Here is a 17,659-nt window from a genome sequence, read left to right on the forward strand (position 1 = left end):
GCGCCGCCCGGTCATGTCGTGGCTGACGTCCCTGATCGCCCGGATCGGGTTCTCCAGCGTCAGGTCCCGCATCACCGTGCCGGCCTCGACCATCCGCAGCACCAGGTCGGTCGCGCCGACCTTGAGCAGCATCGTGGTCTCGCTCATGTTCGAGTCGCCCACGATGACGTGCAGCCGGCGGAACCGCTCGGCGTCCGCGTGCGGCTCGTCACGGGTGTTGATGATCGGCCGCGAGCGGGTCGTGGCGCTGGAGACGCCCTCCCAGATGTGGTCGGCGCGCTGGCTGACGCAGTACGTCGCGCCGCGCGAGGTCGTCGTGACCTTGCCGGCGCCGCAGGTGATCTGCCGGCTCACGAGGAACGGGATGAGCACGTCCGAGAGCTTCTGGAACTCCCCGTGCCGGCCCACGAGGTAGTTCTCGTGGCAGCCGTAGGAGTTGCCGGCCGAGTCGGTGTTGTTCTTGAAGACGTAGATCTCGCCGGCGATGCCCTCGTCGGTGATGCGCTGCTGGGCGTCGGCGACCAGGCCCTCGACGATCCGCTCCCCCGCCTTGTCGTGGGTGACCAGCTGGCGCACGTCGTCGCACTCGGGGGTGGCGTACTCCGGGTGGCTGCCCACATCGAGGTACAGCCGCGAGCCGTTGGACAGGAAGACGTTGCTGGACCGGCCCCACGACACGACCTTGCGGAACAGGTAGCGGGCCACCTCGTCCGGGGTGAGCCGCCGCTGGCCGTCGAACGTGCACGTGACGCCGTACTCGTTCTCGATCCCGAAGATTCGGCGCTCCATGAACTCACTCTAGGCGCGATCAGCCCGCAGCGAACGTGCGATGACAATCCGCGGACCGGCGTGTTGGGTGATCGGCATGCGGATTCTTGTCCTGGGAGGGACCGCCTGGCTCGGCGGTGAGGTCGCACAGGCGGCGCTGGAACGGGGGCACGACGTGACCTGCCTGGCTCGCGGGGCGTCCGGTCAGGCGCCTCCGGGGGTGCACATGGTCGCGGCCGACCGGTCCAGTGCCGCGGCATATGGTCTGGTCGCCGACCAGGACTGGGACGGGGTCGTGGACGTGTCCTGGCAGCCAGGCTTCGTGCGCGGCGCCGTCGCGGCGCTCGCGGACCGCACCGGCACGTGGGTCTACGTCTCCTCCGGCAGCGTGTATGCCGCGCACGGCACCGCGGGTGCCGACGAGGGTGCCGCGCTGCTGCCGGCGCTCGAGGGGGACGTCGCCGACCGGGAGACCTACGGCCCGGCCAAGGTGGCCTGCGAGCAGGCGGTGCTGGCCGGCGTGGGCGCGGACCGGGCGGTGATCGCCCGGTCGGGCCTGATCGGTGGTCCCGGCGACCACACCGACCGCACCGGCTACTGGCCGTTGCGCTTCGCGCACCCCGCGACCGAGGACGCGGCGGTCCTGGTGCCGGACGCCCCGGACCTGGGCACGCAGGTCATCGACGTGCGTGACCTGGCCCGGTGGCTGGTGGAGTCGGTGGAGCTGGAGCGGGCCGGGGTGTTCAACGTGGTCGGCGACGTGACCCCGCTCGGGGAGCACCTGGCGACGGCCCGCCGGGTCGCCGGCCACGACGGCCCGCTGGTGACCGTGTCCCCGGAGTGGCTGGTCGAGCACGGCGTCGAGGAGTGGGCCGGTGAGCGCTCACTGCCGCTGTGGCTGCACAGCGAGGGCTGGGAGGCCTTCGGGCACCGCAGCAACGCCGCGGCCCGGGAGTCGGGGCTGCGGCTGCGCCCGCTGGAGGACACCCTGCGCGACACCCTGGCCTGGGAGCTGCGGGTCGGCCCCGGCCGGCCGCGCCAGGCCGGCCTCTCCCCCGACGACGAGCGCGACCTCATCGCGACGGCTCGCGCGTAGCGCCGCGGGGGGCGACCACCCGGCATACCGTCGCGTGACCCCGGTCCGCGTGGGCTCAGGGCTGCTCGGGGCCGGTGGCCCCGACGGCGGCGGTGCGCTCCCCCAGGGCGGACAGGGCCCCTTGCAGGGCGTCGAGCTCGCGCTCCACCCGCGCCACGGCGGGGGTCGCCTCCACCCCGGCGGCACGCAGCTGGGCCGAGAGCTGCCAGACGGCGTCCTCGACCGCGGCGACCCGGGTGCGCAACGTGCCGAGCACGTCGGGGCTGCCCTCCCGCTCGCCCATCTGGCCGCGCAGCATGTCGGCCTGGGTGGCCAGGCGCCGCCCGGCCACCCACAGGTCCACGAACACCTGCACCTTGGCGCGCAGGATCCACGGGTCGAACGGCTTGGCGAGGTAGTCCGCGCCGCCGGCGGCGTAGCCCCGGTAGGAGCTGTTGGTGTCCTTGTCCACCGCGGTGAGGAAGATGATCGGGATGTCCCGGGTCCGCTGCCGGCGCTTGATCCGGGCGGCGGTCTCGTAGCCGTCCATCCCGGGCATCTGGGCGTCGAGCAGGATGAGCGCGAAGTCGTCGCGCAGCAGCGCGCGCAGCGCCTCCTCCCCGGACCCGGCCCGCACCAGCTCCTGGTCCAGGGAGGCCAGGATCGCCTCCAGCGCCAGCAGGTTCTCCGGCCGGTCGTCGACCAGCAGGATCCGGGCCCGCTCGCTCACGACAGCCACGACCGGATCACCGAGAGCAGCTGCTCGACGTCGACCGGCTTGGTCACGTAGTCCGACGCACCGGCGGTGAGGCTGTTGTCCCGGTCGCCGGGCATCGCCTTGGCGGTCAGCGCGATCACCGGGAGGTCGCGGAACGTGGGCATCATCCGGATCTCCCGCATGGCGGTGTAGCCGTCCATGCCGGGCATCATCACGTCCATCAGCACCAGGTCGATGTCGGGCTCGCGGCGCAGCGTCTGCAGGCCCTCCTCGCCGTTCTCGGCGTAGAGCACGTCGATGCCGTGCTGCTCCAGGGCGCTGGCCAGGGCGAAGACGTTGCGGACGTCGTCGTCGACGATGAGGATCCGCCGCCCGGCCACGGCCTGCTGCTCCGCCGCGACGTCCGTCCCGGCGGCCGGGGCCACGTCGGAGCGGTGCAGGAACACCGCGGTCTGCTCCAGGAGCGCGGCCAGCGTGGGCGGACGCGTCACGGTCAGCGCCTCGACGTACTGCCCCAGCCGGGCCTCGTCGGGGCCGGCCAGGCCGGTGCTGCCGCTGACCACGAGGGGGGTGTGCCGCATCGTGCGGCGGGCCCGCACCCGCTTGAGCACCTCCAGGCCGCCGGCGTCGGGCAGGCCGAAGTCGACCAGGACGCAGTCGTAGGCGCGCTCGCTGAACGCGGCCACCGCCTCCTCCGGCGTCCCGACCACCTCGACCTCCACCTCGTCGACCAGCTCGAAGCGCTCCGCCACGGCGGCGGCGTCCGACCCGGCGTCGGCGGTGACAACCAGCAGGGACCGCTTGGAGCGTTCGACGAACAGCTCCAGCCGCTCCAGCGCCGCGTCGAGCTGGGCCCGGATGAACGGCACCTCGACCACGTCCAAGGCCCCGGCCACCCAGCCGGCGTGGACCGTCTCCGCAGCGCCGGCAGGGTGCGTGGCCACCACGGGCACCTGCCGGGTGTCGTCCAGGCGCTTGAGCCAGTGCACCAGGGAGGTCCCGTCGTGGGTGACCATGTCCATGCCCACGACCATCCCGTCCGGCCGGCGCTCGCGGGCGGCCAGCACCGCGCGGTCGGCGTGGACCGTGGCCAGCACCTTGAAGCCGTGGGCCCGGCCGACGGCCATCGCCGACCGGCACAGCTCGGCGTCGGGCAGTGCCACGAGCAGGACCCGGTCACCGGGAGCGATGTCGGCCGCGTCGTCCTCGACCGGCTCGGGCGGCAGGTCCGCGGCGACCACCGCCGGGGACGGGGACGACGGCAAGGGCCGGGTCCCGACCTCGTCGGGTGTCGCCAGGACCGGCTTGGTCCCCGCGTCCAGGCGGGTCGGCAGGTAGAGCGTGAACTTGCTGCCCCGGCCCGGCTGGGACTCCACGTGGATCTCGCCGCCGATCAGCCGGGCGATCTCGCGGCTGATCGACAGGCCGAGGCCGGTGCCGCCGAACTTGCGGCTGATCGTGCCGTCGGCCTGCTGGAACGCCTCGAAGATGGTGCGCAGCTGCTCCACCGGGATGCCGATGCCGGTGTCGGTGACCTCGAAGGCCAGGACCTGGTCGGCGACGGTCAGCTGCGGGGTGGAGAAGTGCTCCTCGGCGCCGCTGCTGCGGATGGAGAGGGTGACCTCGCCGGCGCTGGTGAACTTCACCGCGTTGGAGAGCAGGTTGCGCAGCACCTGCTGCAGCCGGTGCTGGTCGGACACCAGGGCGCGCGGCACGTCCTCGGACACCCAGACCGAGAAGCGCAGGTCCTTCTCGGCGGTCAGCGGCCGGAAGGTGGCCTCGACGTACTCCACGATCCCCGACACGGCGACGTCGGCGGGGTGGACGTCCATCTTGCCGGCCTCGACCTTGGACAGGTCCAGGATGTCGTTGATCAGCTGGAGCAGGTCGGTCCCGGCGCTGTGGATGGTCTGGGCGAACTCCACCTGCCGGTGGTTGAGGTTGCCGTCCGGGTTGTCGGCCAGCAGCTTGGCCAGGATGAGCAGCGAGTTCAGCGGGGTGCGCAGCTCGTGCGACATGTTCGCCAGGAACTCGGACTTGTAGCGGGAGGACAGCGACAGCTGCTCGGCCCGGTCCTCCAGGGCCCGCCGGGCCTCCTCGATCTCGAGGTTCTTGATCTCGATGGCGCGGTTCTGCTTGGCCAGCAGGCTGGCCTTCTCCTCCAGCTCGGCGTTGGACTGCTGCAGCTCGCGCTGCTGGGTCTGCAGCTCTCCGGACTTGCTCTGCAGCTCGGCGGCGAGGCGCTGGGACTCCACCAGCAGGGCCTTGGTGCGCGAGCTGGCGATGATGGCGTTGAGGGAGACGCCGATGATCTCCATCAGCTGCTCCAGGAACTGCCGGTGCACCACGCTGAACGGGTGGAACGAGGCCAGCTCGACGACGCCGAGCACCCGCTCCTCGAAGACCACCGGCAGGATGATGATGGTCAGCGGGGAGGCCTGGCCCAGGCCCGAGCCGATGTGCAGGTATGCCGGGGGCACGTCCGTGACGAGGATCGGTGCCCGTTCCAGCGCGGACTGCCCGACCAGGCCCTCGCCGAAGCCGAACGTGTCGGGGACGTCCTTGCGCCGGCGGTAGCCGTAGGAGGCGATCCGGCGCAGCCGCTCGGAGCCGTCGGGGCCGCTCTCGGTGAGGAAGAAGGAGCCCTGGCGCGCGCCCACCAGCGGGGTGAGCTCGGTGACGATGAGCTGGGTGACGTCGAGCAGGTCGCGCCCGCCCTGCATGTGCCCGGTGAAGCGGGCCAGGTTGGTCTTGAGCCAGTCCTGCTCCTGGTTGGCCCGGGTGGTCTCGCGCAGGTTGTCGATCATCTGGTTGAGGTTGTCCTTGAGCTCGGCCACCTCCCCCTGGGCCTCGACGGTGATCTGCTGGCTCAGGTCGCCCTGGGTCACGGCGGTCGAGACCTCGGCGATGGCCCGCAGCTGGGTGGTCAGCGTCCCGGCGAGCTGGTTGACGTTCTCGGTGAGCTTGCGCCACGTGCCCGAGACGTCGGCGACCTCGGCCTGGCCGCCGAGCTTGCCCTCGGTGCCGACCTCGCGGGCCACGCGGGTGACCTCGTCGGCGAAGGAGGACAGCTGGTCCACCATCCGGTTGACGGTCGTCTTGAGCTCGAGGATCTCCCCGCGGGCATCGACGTAGGTCTTCTGGGTCAGGTCGCCGTGGGCGACCGCGGTGGTGACCAGCGCGATGCTGCGGACCTGGCTGGTGAGGTTGCCGGCCATGGAGTTCACCGAGTCGGTGAGGTCCTTCCACGTGCCCGCCACGCCACGCACGTGGGCCTGGCCGCCGAGGATGCCCTCGGTGCCGACCTCGCGGGCCACGCGGGTGACCTCGTCGGCGAACGCGCGCAGGGTGTCGACCATCGCGTTGATCGTGCTGGCCAGGGCCGCGACCTCGCCGCGGGCCTCGATCGAGATCTTCTGGCTGAGGTCGCCGCGCGCGACCGCGGTGGAGACGGCCGCGATGTTGCGCACCTGGTTGGTCAGGTTAGAGGCCATCGAGTTCACCGAGACGGTCAGGTCGCGCCACGTGCCGGCCACGCCGGGCACCCGGGCCTGGCCACCGAGCATGCCCTCGGTGCCGACCTCGCGGGCCACGCGCGTGACCTCGTCGGCGAAGGAGGACAGCTGGTCGACCATCGTGTTGACCGTGCTCTTGAGCTCGAGGATCTCCCCGCGGGCGTCGACGGTGATCTTGCGGGTCAGGTCGCCGCTGGCCACAGCGGTCGTCACCTCGGCGATGTTGCGCACCTGGCTGGTCAGGTTGGCCGCCATCATGTTGACGTTCTCGGTCAGGTCCTTCCAGGTGCCGGAGACGTCGTGCACGTCGGCCTGGCCGCCCAGGCGCCCCTCGGTGCCGACCTCGCGGGCCACGCGGGTGACCTCGTCGGCGAAGGAGGACAGCTGGTCGACCATGGTGTTGACCGTGTTCTTCAGCTCGAGGATCTCCCCGCGCGCCTCCACCGTGATGGTGCGGGTCAGGTCACCGCGGGCCACGGCCGTGGTGACCTCGGCGATGTTGCGCACCTGGGCGGTGAGCGTGCCGGCCATGAAGTTCACCGAGTCGGTCAGGTCACGCCAGGTGCCCGAGACCCCCGGGACGGCGGCCTGGCCCCCGAGCCGGCCCTCGCCGCCGACCTCGCGCGCCACGCGGGTGACCTCGTCGGCGAAGGAGGACAGCTGGTCGACCATCGTGTTGACGGTGTTCTTCAGCTCGGCGAGCTCGCCGCGCACGTCGACGGTGATCTTCTGGCTGAGGTCGCCGCGGGCCACGGCGGTGGTCACCTGGGCGATGTTGCGCACCTGGTTGGTCAGGTTGGAGGCCATGGAGTTCACCGAGTCGGTGAGGTCCTTCCACGTGCCGGCCACGCCGGGCACGTCGGCCTGGCCCCCGAGGATGCCCTCACTGCCGACCTCGCGGGCCACGCGGGTCACCTGGTCGGCGAAGGAGGACAGCTGGTCGACCATGACGTTGACCGTGGTCTTGAGCTGGGCCAGCTCACCCTTGACGTCGACGGTGATCTTCTGGCTGAGGTCGCCGCGGGCGACAGCCGTGGTCACCTGGGCGATGTCGCGGACCTGGGCCGTGAGGTTGTCGGCCATGTAGTTGACCGACTCGGTGAGGTCCTTCCAGCGCCCCGCGACGCCGGGGACGTCGGCCTGGCCGCCGAGGATGCCCTCGGTGCCGACCTCGCGGGCCACGCGGGTGACCTCGTCGGCGAACGTCTGCAGCGTCGCCGTCATCGAGTTGAGCGTGTCGGCCAGCTCGGCGACCTCGCCGCGCGCGGTGACGGTGATCTGCTGGCTGAGGTCGCCGCGGGCCACGGCCTGGGCCACCGAGGAGATGCCCCGCACCTGGCTGGTCAGGTTGGAGGCCATGATGTTCACCGAGTCGGTGAGGTCCTTCCAGGTCCCGGAGACCCCGCGCACGTCGGCCTGACCGCCCAGGCGTCCCTCGGTGCCGACCTCGCGGGCCACGCGGGTGACCTCGGAGGCGAACGAGGACAGCTGCGCCACCATCCGGTCGACGGTGGCCTTGAGCTGGGCCATCTCGCCGGCCACCTCGACGGTGACGGAGCGGGTGAGGTCGCCGTCGGCCACGGCCGTGGTGACCAGGGCGATGTCGCGGACCTGGTCGGTCAGCCGGGAGGACATGGTGTTGACCGCGTCGATGAGGTCGCGCCAGCTGCCGTCGGCCGAGCGGACCTTCGCCTGGCCGCCGAGCTTGCCCTCGGTGCCGACCTCGCGGGTGACCCGCGTGATCTCGTCGGCGATCGAGGAGAGCTGGTCGACCAGGCCGTTGACGCTGCGGGCCACCCGCAGGGGCTCACCCCGCAACCGCCGCCCGTCGAGCTTGAGGTCCATCCGCTGGGTCAGGTCACCCTCGGACACCGCGGCCACGACGCGCGCGAACTCGCCGGTCGGCCGGACCAGGTCGGTGACGATGGAGTTGGCCGCCTCGACGCAGCGCGCCCAGCCGCCCTCACCCAGGCCCTGGTGGAGGCGCTCGCTGTGGCGGCCCTCCCGCCCGACGACGCGCTGCACCCGGGTCAGCTCGGACAGGAGGTGCTGCTGGCGGTCGGCGATCTCGTTGTAGACGATCGCCAGCTCGGCCGGCACTCCTTCACCGGAGACCGGCAGGCGGCGCCGGAAGTTGCCGTCCCGCATGGCCTCGAGTGCGGACAGGAGCCGACTCAGCTGGGCGCCGTCAAGGTCGCCGCCGTCGCCGGCCTGCTCCTCCGGCCCCGTGACCTCTGCCCCCATCGTGCTGGTGGTGCCGGGCATGTGGATGACCTCCTCGGCCACGGCCGTACTGCTGACCCCGTGAGTCTGGCACCATGAGGTGCCCGAGCCAACGTCTTGTTTCGAGTCGCCATGCCCTTTGCTCCCCTGCGCGTGCACCGCACGTTCGCCGCGGAGGCCAGCTCCGTGGGTGAAGCGCGCCGTTTCGCGCGCGAGCAGCTCCAGCAGTGGGGGGCGACCGAGGCCCTGGACAGCGTCTCCCTGGTCGTCAGTGAGCTGGTGACCAACGCCGTCGTCCACACCGGCACCCCCGCCAGGCTGGCCCTGCAGCTGCGGGGAGGCGACCTGCGGGTCGAGGTCGAGGACCACCATCCCGGCCGCGCGGTGCCGATGGTCCCCGAGCGACCGCTGGACCGCTCCGAGCACGGCCGGGGGCTGCTGATCACGGCATCGCTGTCCTCGGCCTGGGGCGTCGAGTACTCCCCCACCACCAAACGGGTGTGGGCGACCTGCCCGCTGCCGGTCGGCGGCGACGGGAACCTGCCGCACCCCGCCTCGGCCGACCCGGCCGGGACCGCCCGGGTCGGGGTCGTCGAGACCGCGCCGGACGGGCAGGTCACCCACTGGAACGAGGACGCCGCCGCGATGTCCGGGTGGGCACCGGAGGAGGTCCTCGGACGGTCGGTGGCCGACCTGCTCGACCCCGAGCCCGGTCAGGGCCTGCCTGCCGACGTGGCCGACCCCACCTTCGCCGCCCGCTGGCACGGCACCTGCCAGCTGGCCTGCCGGGACGGCAGCACCGCCGAGGTGTTCGCGACGTCGGTACGCCGCAGCGCCGGCGGCCAGGTCGTGCTGCTCGTGCCCTCGCGCCAGCGCGAGCTGGTCACGCCGGCAGTGGGCCCCACGGCGCGCCCGGCCATGCCGCCGTCGCCGGTGCTCCCCGGCATGCGCCCCGACGCCCTGGTCCGGCTCGGCAGCCAGGAGCTCCTGGCCCTGGCGGTCGAGCACGTGCGCGACCCCGTCCTGGCCGACGCGACCTGGCTGCTGCTCCTCCACGACGTGGACGAGGACATGGAGGTCGCGGCCGTCAGCGGGCTGCCCGAGACGCTCCTCGGGACCCGGCTGGCCCCGGGCAGCCCGGGGGCGCCGTCGGCCCAGTCCCCGGAGCGGCCGGTGGTGGTCACCGACACCGCGGAGCACCCCGTGCCGTTGCTCGCCGGCACCGAGCTGCGCTCACTGGCCGTCGTCCCCCTGCTGGTCGAGGGGCGGGTCGTGGGCGCGCTGGGGGCGGCCTCGGCGCGGGTCGACGGGTTCACCGACGACCAGGCCGTGCTGCTGCAGCGGTTCGCCGACTCGATCGCCGTGGCGGCGGACCGGGCCCGGCTGCAGGCCTCCGAACGGGCACGGCGGGAGTGGTTGACCTTCATCGCCGACGCCGGCGACCTGCTCGCGGCCTCCCTGGACCAGGACATGACGATGGCGATCACCGGTCAGATCGTCGTCCCGCGGATCGCCCCCTGGTGCGCGATCCACCTGCTGGACCAGCGCGGCGTACCCGTCCTGCAGCAGGTCTGGCACCAGGACGAGGCCCGCGTCGACGAGCTGCGCAAGGCGCTCGCCCGGCCGAAGGCGGCGACCGCCGCCACCGCTCGCGCCGACGAGGTGGTGCTGTGGGCGCAGGTGCAGGGCCAGCCGGTCACGACGATCCCGCTCGTGGCCCGCCGGCGGCGGTTCGGCTACCTGACCCTGGGCCGCGCGCCCGAGGAGCTGCGGCGCAGCGAGTTCTACCTCGTGGCCGAGTCGATCGCGCGCCGCGCCGCGCTGGCGATCGACAACGCGCGCGCCCACGGCAACCTCCAGGCGGTCGGACGGGCGCTGCAGGAGAGCCTGCTGCCGCCGACGACGCCCTCGCCGCCGGGGCTGGACGTGGGCGTGGTCTACGAGGCGGCCGGGGAGGACACCCTCGCCGGCGGGGACTTCTACGACCTGTTCCCCGCCGGCAACGGGCGCTGGTGCTTCGTCGTGGGGGACGTGTGTGGCACGGGTGCCGAGGCGGCGGCGGTCACCGGCCTGGCCCGGCACACGGTCCAGGCGCTGGTGCGTGCCGGCTTCCCGCTGCCGGCCACGCTGGAGCGGCTCAACACCGCGATCCTCGAAGAGGGTGAGCGCTCGCGGTTCCTCACCCTGGTCTGCGGCACCCTGCACGTCGAGGGCGGTCGGATGCGCCTGACGCTGGTCAACGCCGGGCACCCGCCGGTGTTCCTGGTGGGTCGTGAGGGCCGGGTGCGTGAGGTCGGCAACCCCCAGCCCCTGCTCGGGGTGGTCGACGCCGTGGCCTACACCGCCGAGGAGCACGTGCTCCAGCGCGAGGACCTGCTCGTGGCCCTCACCGACGGGGTGACCGAGCGCCGCGACGGTGACGTCATGCTCGGTGCCGACGGCGTGGCCCGGGAGCTGGCCGCCACGGCGGGGATGCCGGCCCAGGCCGTTGCCGAGCAGGTGCGCCGGCTCGCCGTGGACTACAGCACGGCCCCCCAGCGCGATGACATGGCGATCCTGGCCATCCGGGTGCAGGTGGGTCCGGTGCTGGCGCAGGCGCTCGCCTGAGGCGCCCGGGCGGGCCGGGACGCGACACGGCCCGGGCGGTGGCGCGGGACGCCACCACCCGGGCCGGGCGGGTCGGGCTCAGAGGTTGATCATGTGCCCGGCGATGCCCTCGACGGCCTCCTTGACCGCCTCGGACAGGGTCGGGTGGGCGAAGATGTTGCGGGCCACCTCGTCGGCGGTGAGGTCCCACTGCTGGGCGAGCGTCAGCGCCGGCAGCAGCTCGGTCACCTCGGGGCCGATCAGGTGCGCACCGATGATCTCGTTGTGGGTGGCGTCGGCGACGATCTTGACGAACCCGACGCCCTCGGCCATGCCCCGGGCCTTGCCGTTGGCCGAGAACGGGAACTGCGCGGTCTTGACGTCGTAGCCCTTCTCCCTGGCCTGGGCCTCGGAGTAGCCGAACGAGGCGATCTGCGGCTGGCAGAACGTCGCGCGCGGGATCATGTCGAAGTTGATCTCCAGGGTCTCCGCGCCGGCAATGGTCTCGGCGGCGACGACGCCCATCGCCTCGGCGGTGTGCGCCAGCATGAGCTTGCCCGTGACGTCACCGATCGCGTAGACGCCGTCGACGTTCGTGCGGCCGCGCGCGTCGACCGCGATCGCACCCCGGTCGGTGAGCTCGACGCCGGTCCGGTCGAGGCCGTAACCGTCGACCCGCGGCGCGAAACCGATGGCCTGGAGGACCTTGTCGGCCTCGAGGACCTCCTGCTTGCCGTCCTTGCTGACCGTCACCCTGACCTTGTCGCCGGAGTCGTCGATGGCCTCGACCTTGGTGGACAGCAGCACCTTCACGCCGAGCTTCTTGTACTGCTTGAGCAGCTCCTTGGACACGTCGGCGTCCTCGGTCGGGACCATGCGGTCGAGGAACTCGACGATGGTGACGTCGACGCCGAAGTTCTTCATGACGTAGGCGAACTCGACGCCGATCGCGCCGGAGCCGGCGATGATGATCGACCCCGGCAGCTGGTCGGTGAGGATCTGCTCCTCGTAGGTCACGACCCGGTCGCTGAGCGAGGTGCCCGGGATGAGTCGGGTGGTCGCGCCGGTGGCGATGATGAGCTTGTCGAACGTCAGCTGCTGGACCTGGCCGTCGGAGCTCTTGACGTCCATCGAGGTGGTGCCGGTGAGCGTCCCCCAGCCGTCGACCTCGGTGATCTTGTTCTTCTTCATCAGGTAGTGCACGCCCTTGGCGCTGGCCTCGGCGACGCTGCGGCTGCGCTTGTGGGTGATGCCGAAGTCCATCGTGGCCTCACCGGAGATGCCGAAGACGTCCCTCTCCTGGGTGATGATGTGCGCGATCTCGGCGTTGCGCAGGAGCGCCTTGCTGGGGATGCACCCCACGTTGAGGCAGACGCCGCCCCAGTACTTCTCCTCCACGACGGCCACGGAGAGGCCGAGCTGGGAGGCGCGGATGGCGGCGACGTACCCACCGGGTCCGGCACCGAGGACAACGAGGTCGAAATGAGCAGCCATGGACCGAACGCTAGACCAGATGGGCCCAGGCGTCGGGCTCGGCATCCAGGAACTCCTCGAAAGACAGCGGCCGCACCCCTGTGACGTGCTGGATCGTGTGGCTGGTGACCGCCCCCTCCCCCGTGGCCAGGGCGAGGTAGGACCCGATCCAGCCGTCGACCAGCCAGTCCGGGTGGCCGGCCCGTGAGGTCCGGGCCTCCTCCAGCGTCTCGGGGTGGTAGCTGATCGGCCGGCCGGTCACCGCTGCCAGCAGCCGGGCGGTCTCGTGCAGGTCGATCGAGTGGGGCCCGGAGACGTCGTAGACCTGGTCCTCGTGCCCCTCGCCGGTGAGCAGCGCGACCGCCAGGCGGGCCACGTCGCGGCGGGAGACCCACGCCACCCGGCCCTCACCCGCCGGTGCGCGGATCACCCCGTCCGTGCGGACGAACCAGGGCGCCATGTCGGCGTACAGGCTGTCGCGCATGGCGGTCAGGGCGATCCCGGCCTCGCGCACCGCCTGCTCGGTGAGGCTGTGCTCGCGCGCGTAGGGGAAGGTCGCCTGCGGCGCGGCGCCCATGAACGAGGTGTAGACGATCCGCCGGACGCCGGCCCGGCGCGCCGCCTCGACGGCGCTGAGGTGCAGCGGGACCCGGTCGGGGTCCTCGTGCCCGGAGACGAGGAAGAAGGTGTCCACCCCGTCCAGGGCCCGGGCCATCGCCTCGGTGTCCTGGTATGCCGCCTGCGCGACGTCCGCGCCGGTCCAGTGCGCGAGGCGGCCCGGGTCGCGGACGACCAGGCGGGGGTTGACCCCCTCGAGCCGCAGGCCCCGGGCGACCAGGGCGCCGAGCGCCCCGGTCACGCCCGAGACCGCGATGGTCATCCCTGCGGTCCGTCCTCGGCCGGCACCCCGGTGGTCGGGTCCTCGCTGGACAGCAGCGCCTCCAGCAGCGGGCCGGTGACCCGGCGGAACGTGCGCCGGGGCCGGTTGCGGTCGATCACGGCGACCTCGAGCTGGCTGGCCCCGAGCGTGCGCGGGGCGCCGCCGGAGGGGTCCTGGGCGAGCAGCTCGACGGCGAGGCGCAGCGCCGCCGACAGGGTCATGCCGGGCCGCCAGCGGTCCTGCAGGCCGGCGGCGATCGGCTCGGCCTGGCCGCCCATGGCCACGAACCCGTGCTCGTCGGCCACGGACCCGTCGTAGGTCAGGCGGTAGATCTGGTCGCTGTCGGCGTCGGTGCCGACCTCGGCCACGACGATCTCGACCTCGTAGGGCTTGGACTCCTGGGTGAACACGGTGCCCAACGTCTGGGCGTAGGCGTTGGCCAGGCCGCGGGCGGTGACGTCGCCCCGGTCGTAGGAGTAGCCGCGCAGGTCGGCGTAGCGCACGCCGGCCACCCGGAGGTTCTCGAACTCGTTGTACTTGCCGACGGCGGCGAACGCGATGCGGTCGTAGATCTCGGAGACCTTGTGCAGCGCCCGGGAGGGGTTCTCCGCGACGAACGCGATGCCGCCGTCGTAGCCGAGGACCACGACCGAGCGGCCACGCGCGATGCCCTTGCGCGCGTAGTCGGCCCGGTCCTTCATCAGCTGCTCGGGTGAGACGTAGAACGGCATGGTCATCGGGCGCCTCCGGGGTTGCCGCGGCGGCCGGCGACGATCTGCTCGACCACGCCCGCCAGCGCGTCGTCATCCAGGAAGCGCAGGCCGTCGGTGTCGATGACGGCCACGGTGGGCCAGATCCGCCGGCCCAGGTCGGGGCCGCCGGTGGCCGAGTCGTCGTCGGCGGCGTCGTAGAGGGCCTCCACGGCGACGCCGACGGCGTCGGCGGAGGCCAGCCCGGGACGCCAGAGCTTCTTCAGGGCACCGCGGGCGAACAGCGAGCCGGAGCCGACCGAGTGGTGGTCGTGCTCCTCGTAGCAGCCGCCGGTGACGTCGTAGGAGAAGATCCGCCCGGTGGTCGTGTCGAGGTCGAAGCCGGCGAACAGCGGCACCACGGCCAGGCCCTGCATGGCCAGGCCCAGGTTGGAGCGGATCATCGTCGCCAGGCGGTTGGCCTTGCCCTCCAGGGAGAGCAGGGCGCCCTCGATCTTCTCGTAGTGCTCGAGCTCGACCTGGAACAGCTTGACCAGCTCGATCGCGATGCCGGCGGTGCCGGCGATGCCGACCGCGGAGTAGTCGTCGGCGCCGAAGACCTTCTCCATGTCGCGGTTGGCGATGAGATTGCCCATGGTCGCCCGCCGGTCGCCGGCCATCACCACGCCGCCGTCATAGGTGAGCGCGACGATCGTCGTGCCGTGCGGCGCCTCGAGCGCACCGCCGGGGGGCAGCGGGCGTCTCGAGGGCAGCAGGTGGGGGGCGTGGGCGCCGATGAACTCGGTGAACGAGCTTGACCCCGTGGCGGTGAAGGCTGCGGGCAACCGGCCCGCGTCCTGCTGGCCGGGGACGCTCACTGGCCGCCCTTCTGGACGAAGCCGCGCACGAACTCCTCCGCGTTGGACTCCAGCACGTCGTCGATCTCGTCGAGCACGCTGTCGATGTCGTCGTCCAGGGCGTCCTTGCGGGCGCTGGCCTCCGGCGCCGTGGGAGTGGGCTCCGGGACCTCGGGCTCGTCGTCGCGCCGCTGAGGCCGACTCTGCTCCTGGCTGGGCATGGATCCTCCTTGCGCTACCGCTGGTCCTGCCGGTCGATCGCCAGCCTAGTCACACCTATCCGGACGCGGCTGCCAACTCCCGCAACAGCGCCGTCGCATCCTCGCTGCGGTCGATCAGCGCACCCACCGCGGCCCGGGTGCCGCGCAGCGGCTCGAGCATCGGCACGCGCTGCAGCGAGGTGTGGCCGGGCAGGTCGAAGATCAGCGAGTCCCACGACGCGGCGGCGATCTGGTCGGCGTACTTCTCCAGGCACCGGCCGCGGAAGTAGGCGCGGGTGTCCTCCGGCGGGTTGGACACCGCCTGCCCGATGGCGTCGTCGGGCACCAGCGTCTCGATCCGGCCGCGCTGCCGCAGCCGGTGGAACAGCCCCTTCTCGGGGCGGACGTCCGACCACTGGATGTCGATCGCGCGCAGCCGGTGGTCGGACCACTCCAGCCCGTCGCGGTCGCGGTAGCCCTGCATCAGCGCGAGCTTGGCCACCCAGTCCACCTCGCGGGAGCACTCCATCGGGTCGCGCTCCAGCCGGCTCAGCACCGACTCCCAGCGCTGCATCACCTCGGCGGTGTCGGTGTCGAGCTCTCCGGCGTAGCGCGACTCCAGCCAGCGCGCGACCTGCTCGTGGTAGAGCCACAGCAGCTCCACGGCCGTGACGTTGCGCCCGTCCCGGAGCTCGACCAGCGTCTTCAGGGAGGGGTCGTGGGAGACGGCGTGCAGGGTGGAGACCGGCTTGTTGACGACCAGGTCCACCGTCATGGCGCGGTCCTCGATCATCGCGAGGACCAGGCTGGTGGTGCCCATCTTGAGCAGGTTGGCGACGTCGCACAGGTTGGCGTCCCCGATGATCACGTGCAGCCGCCGGTAGAGGTCGGCGACGGCGTGCGGCTCGTCGCGGGTGTTGATGATCGGCCGCTTGAGCGTGGTCTCCAGCCCCACCTCGACCTCGAAGAAGTCGGCGCGCTGGCTGATCTGGAACCCCGTGGTCGAGGAGTCCTGGCCGATGCCCACCCGGCCGGCCCCGCACATGACCTGCCGCGCCACGAAGAACGGGACCAGGTGGCGCACGATCTCGGCGAACGGGGTCTCCCGGCGCATGAGGTAGTTCTCGTGCGTGCCGTAGGAGGCGCCCTTGCCGTCGGTGTTGTTCTTGTAGAGGTTGACCCCGCCGCTGCCCCGCACCGGCGCCAGCCGGCGCACCGCCTCGAGCATGATCCGCTCCCCCGCCCGGTCCCAGCGGATCGCGTCGCGGGGGCTGGTCACCTCCGGGGAGGAGTACTCCGGGTGGGCGTGGTCGACGTACAGGCGTGCCCCGTTGGTGAGGACCACGTTGGCGAGGGTGGGGTCGTCCTCGTCGGTGAGCTGGCTGGCGTCGGCCAGCTGGCGGTTCATCTCGAAGCCGCGCGCGTCGCGCAGCGGGGCCTCGTCCTCGTAGTCCCAGCTGGCCTTGGTGGCCCGCGTCCCGCTGCTGCCGGCGCTGGCGTAGGCGTTGACGACGTAGCCCGAGAGCAGCATCGGGTTGGCGGTGGGGTCACCGGGCACCGAGATGCCGTACTCGGTCTCGATGCCCATGACGCGACGGACGCTCATGCCGCCAGCCTAAGCGAGCCGGGCCGCCGGGCATCGGGCATAGTGGCGGCCATGTCGAGGATGCCGCTGCGCACCAAGGTCTTCACCTCGCTGCTGGACCGGTTCGGCCGGGAGTCCATCCTCGACATGGACCTGGCCGCGATCCGCCGCAGCCGGGCCGCTGTCGCGCCGCCGGTCCCGCCGTTCACCTGGGTCACCGGGCCGGTATCGCGCGCCGTCGCCATCGAGGAGGGCACCGTCACCGCCCGCGACGGCCACCCGGTGCCGCTGCGCGTCTACCGCCCCGAGGGGGCGGGCCCCACCGCGCCGGTGCTGCTGTGGTTCCACGGCGGCGGGTGGGTCCTCGGCAGCCCTCGGATGTACGACCCGCTGTGCAGCCACCTGGCCGAGGCCGTGGGTGCGGTCGTGGTCAGCGTCGACTACCGCAAGGCGCCCGAGCACCGGGCTCCCCAGGCGGTCCACGACTGCGTCGACGCGACCCGGTGGGTGGCCACGGCCGGCGTCCAGCTGGGCGCCGACCCCTCCCGGCTGGCGGTCAGCGGCGACAGCGCCGGCGGCAACCTGGCGGCGGTGGTCTGCCAGGTGGTGCGCGACGAGGGCGGCCCGGCCATCGCCCACCAGGCGCTGGTCTACCCAGCCACCGACGCCACGATGAGCCAGCCCTCGGTGGCCGAGCACGCCCACGCCGCGGTGCTCACGCGGGAGAAGATGACCGTCTTCCGCGCCCACTACCTCGGCGAGGACGGCCTGGCCCCCGACCACCCGCTGGTGTCGCCGTTGTGGGGACGCGACCTGTCCGGGCTGCCGCCGGCCCTGGTGCAGACCGCCGACCTGGACCCGCTGCGGGACGAGGGCGCGGCCTACGCCGAGGCGCTGCGCGCCGCCGGGGTGCCGGCCCGGCTGACCAACTACCCGGGGGCACCGCACGGGTTCGCCAGCTTCCCCGGCGCGACCACGGTGGGCCGGTCGGCCCGCGAGGAGCTGGTGGCCGAGCTGCGCCGGCATCTGGCCCCCACACCGGCACCGGTGCAGGATCGGGTCACCGACCGCGACTGAGAGGGCGTACCCC

12 protein-coding genes are annotated in these 17,659 nt (G+C 72.5%); 3 read left to right on the plus strand and 9 right to left on the minus strand.

Annotated features, from left to right (window positions below):
• Nucleotides 1-789: proteasome accessory factor PafA2 family protein (locus VF825_RS00190; RefSeq protein ID WP_331108860.1), on the minus strand; the 789-nt coding region annotated here is incomplete at its 3' end.
• A 76-nt stretch (nt 790-865) separates the two neighbouring features.
• Between VF825_RS00190 and VF825_RS00195 the strand changes: the two genes are divergently transcribed.
• Complete coding sequence (locus tag VF825_RS00195) at nt 866-1,864, plus strand: NAD-dependent epimerase/dehydratase family protein (protein WP_331108862.1); 999 nt, start codon at nt 866-868, stop codon at nt 1,862-1,864.
• Between the two features lie 55 nt (nt 1,865-1,919).
• On the opposite strand, the gene VF825_RS00200 is transcribed toward VF825_RS00195, so the two are convergent.
• The gene (locus VF825_RS00200; RefSeq protein WP_331108865.1) at nt 1,920-2,582 is read right to left on the minus strand and encodes a response regulator; all 663 of its coding nucleotides are present in this window, start codon (nt 2,580-2,582) and stop codon (nt 1,920-1,922) included.
• Complete coding sequence (locus VF825_RS00205) at nt 2,570-8,341, minus strand: HAMP domain-containing protein (RefSeq protein WP_331108867.1); 5,772 nt, start codon at nt 8,339-8,341, stop codon at nt 2,570-2,572. Before VF825_RS00205 ends, VF825_RS00200 begins: the two co-directional genes overlap by 13 nt.
• 90 nt (nt 8,342-8,431) lie before the next feature.
• Here VF825_RS00205 and VF825_RS00210 point away from each other — a divergent pair, with 90 nt between their 5' ends.
• Nucleotides 8,432-10,906 carry a SpoIIE family protein phosphatase gene (locus VF825_RS00210; protein ID WP_331108869.1) on the plus strand — a complete coding sequence of 825 codons (2,475 nt, stop codon included), beginning with the start codon at nt 8,432-8,434 and terminating at the stop codon, nt 10,904-10,906.
• A gap of 78 nt (nt 10,907-10,984) precedes the next feature.
• Here the strand turns inward: VF825_RS00210 and lpdA are convergent, their stop codons facing one another.
• From lpdA to dop, 6 genes are read right to left on the minus strand one after another with little or no spacing between them, the layout of a single operon-like run.
• Nucleotides 10,985-12,379, minus strand: coding sequence for a dihydrolipoyl dehydrogenase (gene lpdA, locus VF825_RS00215; RefSeq protein WP_331108871.1), 1,395 nt, complete (start codon nt 12,377-12,379; stop codon nt 10,985-10,987).
• Between the two features lie 10 nt (nt 12,380-12,389).
• The gene (locus VF825_RS00220; RefSeq protein WP_331108873.1) at nt 12,390-13,238 is read right to left on the minus strand and encodes an SDR family oxidoreductase; all 849 of its coding nucleotides are present in this window, start codon (nt 13,236-13,238) and stop codon (nt 12,390-12,392) included.
• Nucleotides 13,235-13,975, minus strand: a complete 741-nt coding sequence (gene prcA / locus VF825_RS00225; RefSeq protein ID WP_331108875.1) for a proteasome subunit alpha — start codon at nt 13,973-13,975, stop codon at nt 13,235-13,237. The genes VF825_RS00220 and prcA overlap by 4 nt, the downstream gene beginning before the upstream one ends.
• The gene (prcB, locus tag VF825_RS00230) at nt 13,972-14,805 is read right to left on the minus strand and encodes a proteasome subunit beta (RefSeq protein ID WP_331108877.1); all 834 of its coding nucleotides are present in this window, start codon (nt 14,803-14,805) and stop codon (nt 13,972-13,974) included. The genes prcA and prcB overlap by 4 nt, the downstream gene beginning before the upstream one ends.
• Nucleotides 14,802-15,005, minus strand: a complete 204-nt coding sequence (locus VF825_RS00235) for a ubiquitin-like protein Pup (protein ID WP_141788216.1) — start codon at nt 15,003-15,005, stop codon at nt 14,802-14,804. Before VF825_RS00235 ends, prcB begins: the two co-directional genes overlap by 4 nt.
• Before the next feature lie 55 nt (nt 15,006-15,060).
• Complete coding sequence (gene dop, locus VF825_RS00240) at nt 15,061-16,590, minus strand: depupylase/deamidase Dop (protein WP_331108882.1); 1,530 nt, start codon at nt 16,588-16,590, stop codon at nt 15,061-15,063.
• 51 nt (nt 16,591-16,641) lie between these two features.
• On the opposite strand from dop, the gene VF825_RS00245 reads away from it, so the two are divergent.
• On the plus strand, nt 16,642-17,646 hold the full coding sequence (locus tag VF825_RS00245) for an alpha/beta hydrolase (protein ID WP_331108884.1): 1,005 nt from the start codon (nt 16,642-16,644) through the stop codon (nt 17,644-17,646).
• The last annotated feature ends 13 nt before the right edge of the window (nt 17,647-17,659 follow it).

The organism is Oryzihumus sp. (assembly GCF_036391795.1).
Lineage (GTDB): Bacteria > Actinomycetota > Actinomycetes > Actinomycetales > Dermatophilaceae > Oryzihumus.

What these genes read in the sequence shown, in the direction of transcription:
- VF825_RS00195 (WP_331108862.1), top strand. Translation starts at nt 866, where the DNA reads ATGCGGATTCTTGTCCTGGGAGGGACCGCCTGGCTCGGCGGTGAGGTC.
- VF825_RS00205 (WP_331108867.1), bottom strand. Translation starts at nt 8,341, where the DNA reads ATGCCCGGCACCACCAGCACGATGGGGGCAGAGGTCACGGGGCCGGAG.
- VF825_RS00210 (WP_331108869.1), top strand. Translation starts at nt 8,432, where the DNA reads ATGCCCTTTGCTCCCCTGCGCGTGCACCGCACGTTCGCCGCGGAGGCC.
- lpdA (WP_331108871.1), bottom strand. Translation starts at nt 12,379, where the DNA reads ATGGCTGCTCATTTCGACCTCGTTGTCCTCGGTGCCGGACCCGGTGGG.
- VF825_RS00220 (WP_331108873.1), bottom strand. Translation starts at nt 13,238, where the DNA reads ATGACCATCGCGGTCTCGGGCGTGACCGGGGCGCTCGGCGCCCTGGTC.
- prcA (WP_331108875.1), bottom strand. Translation starts at nt 13,975, where the DNA reads ATGACCATGCCGTTCTACGTCTCACCCGAGCAGCTGATGAAGGACCGG.
- VF825_RS00235 (WP_141788216.1), bottom strand. Translation starts at nt 15,005, where the DNA reads ATGCCCAGCCAGGAGCAGAGTCGGCCTCAGCGGCGCGACGACGAGCCC.
- dop (WP_331108882.1), bottom strand. Translation starts at nt 16,590, where the DNA reads ATGAGCGTCCGTCGCGTCATGGGCATCGAGACCGAGTACGGCATCTCG.
- VF825_RS00245 (WP_331108884.1), top strand. Translation starts at nt 16,642, where the DNA reads ATGTCGAGGATGCCGCTGCGCACCAAGGTCTTCACCTCGCTGCTGGAC.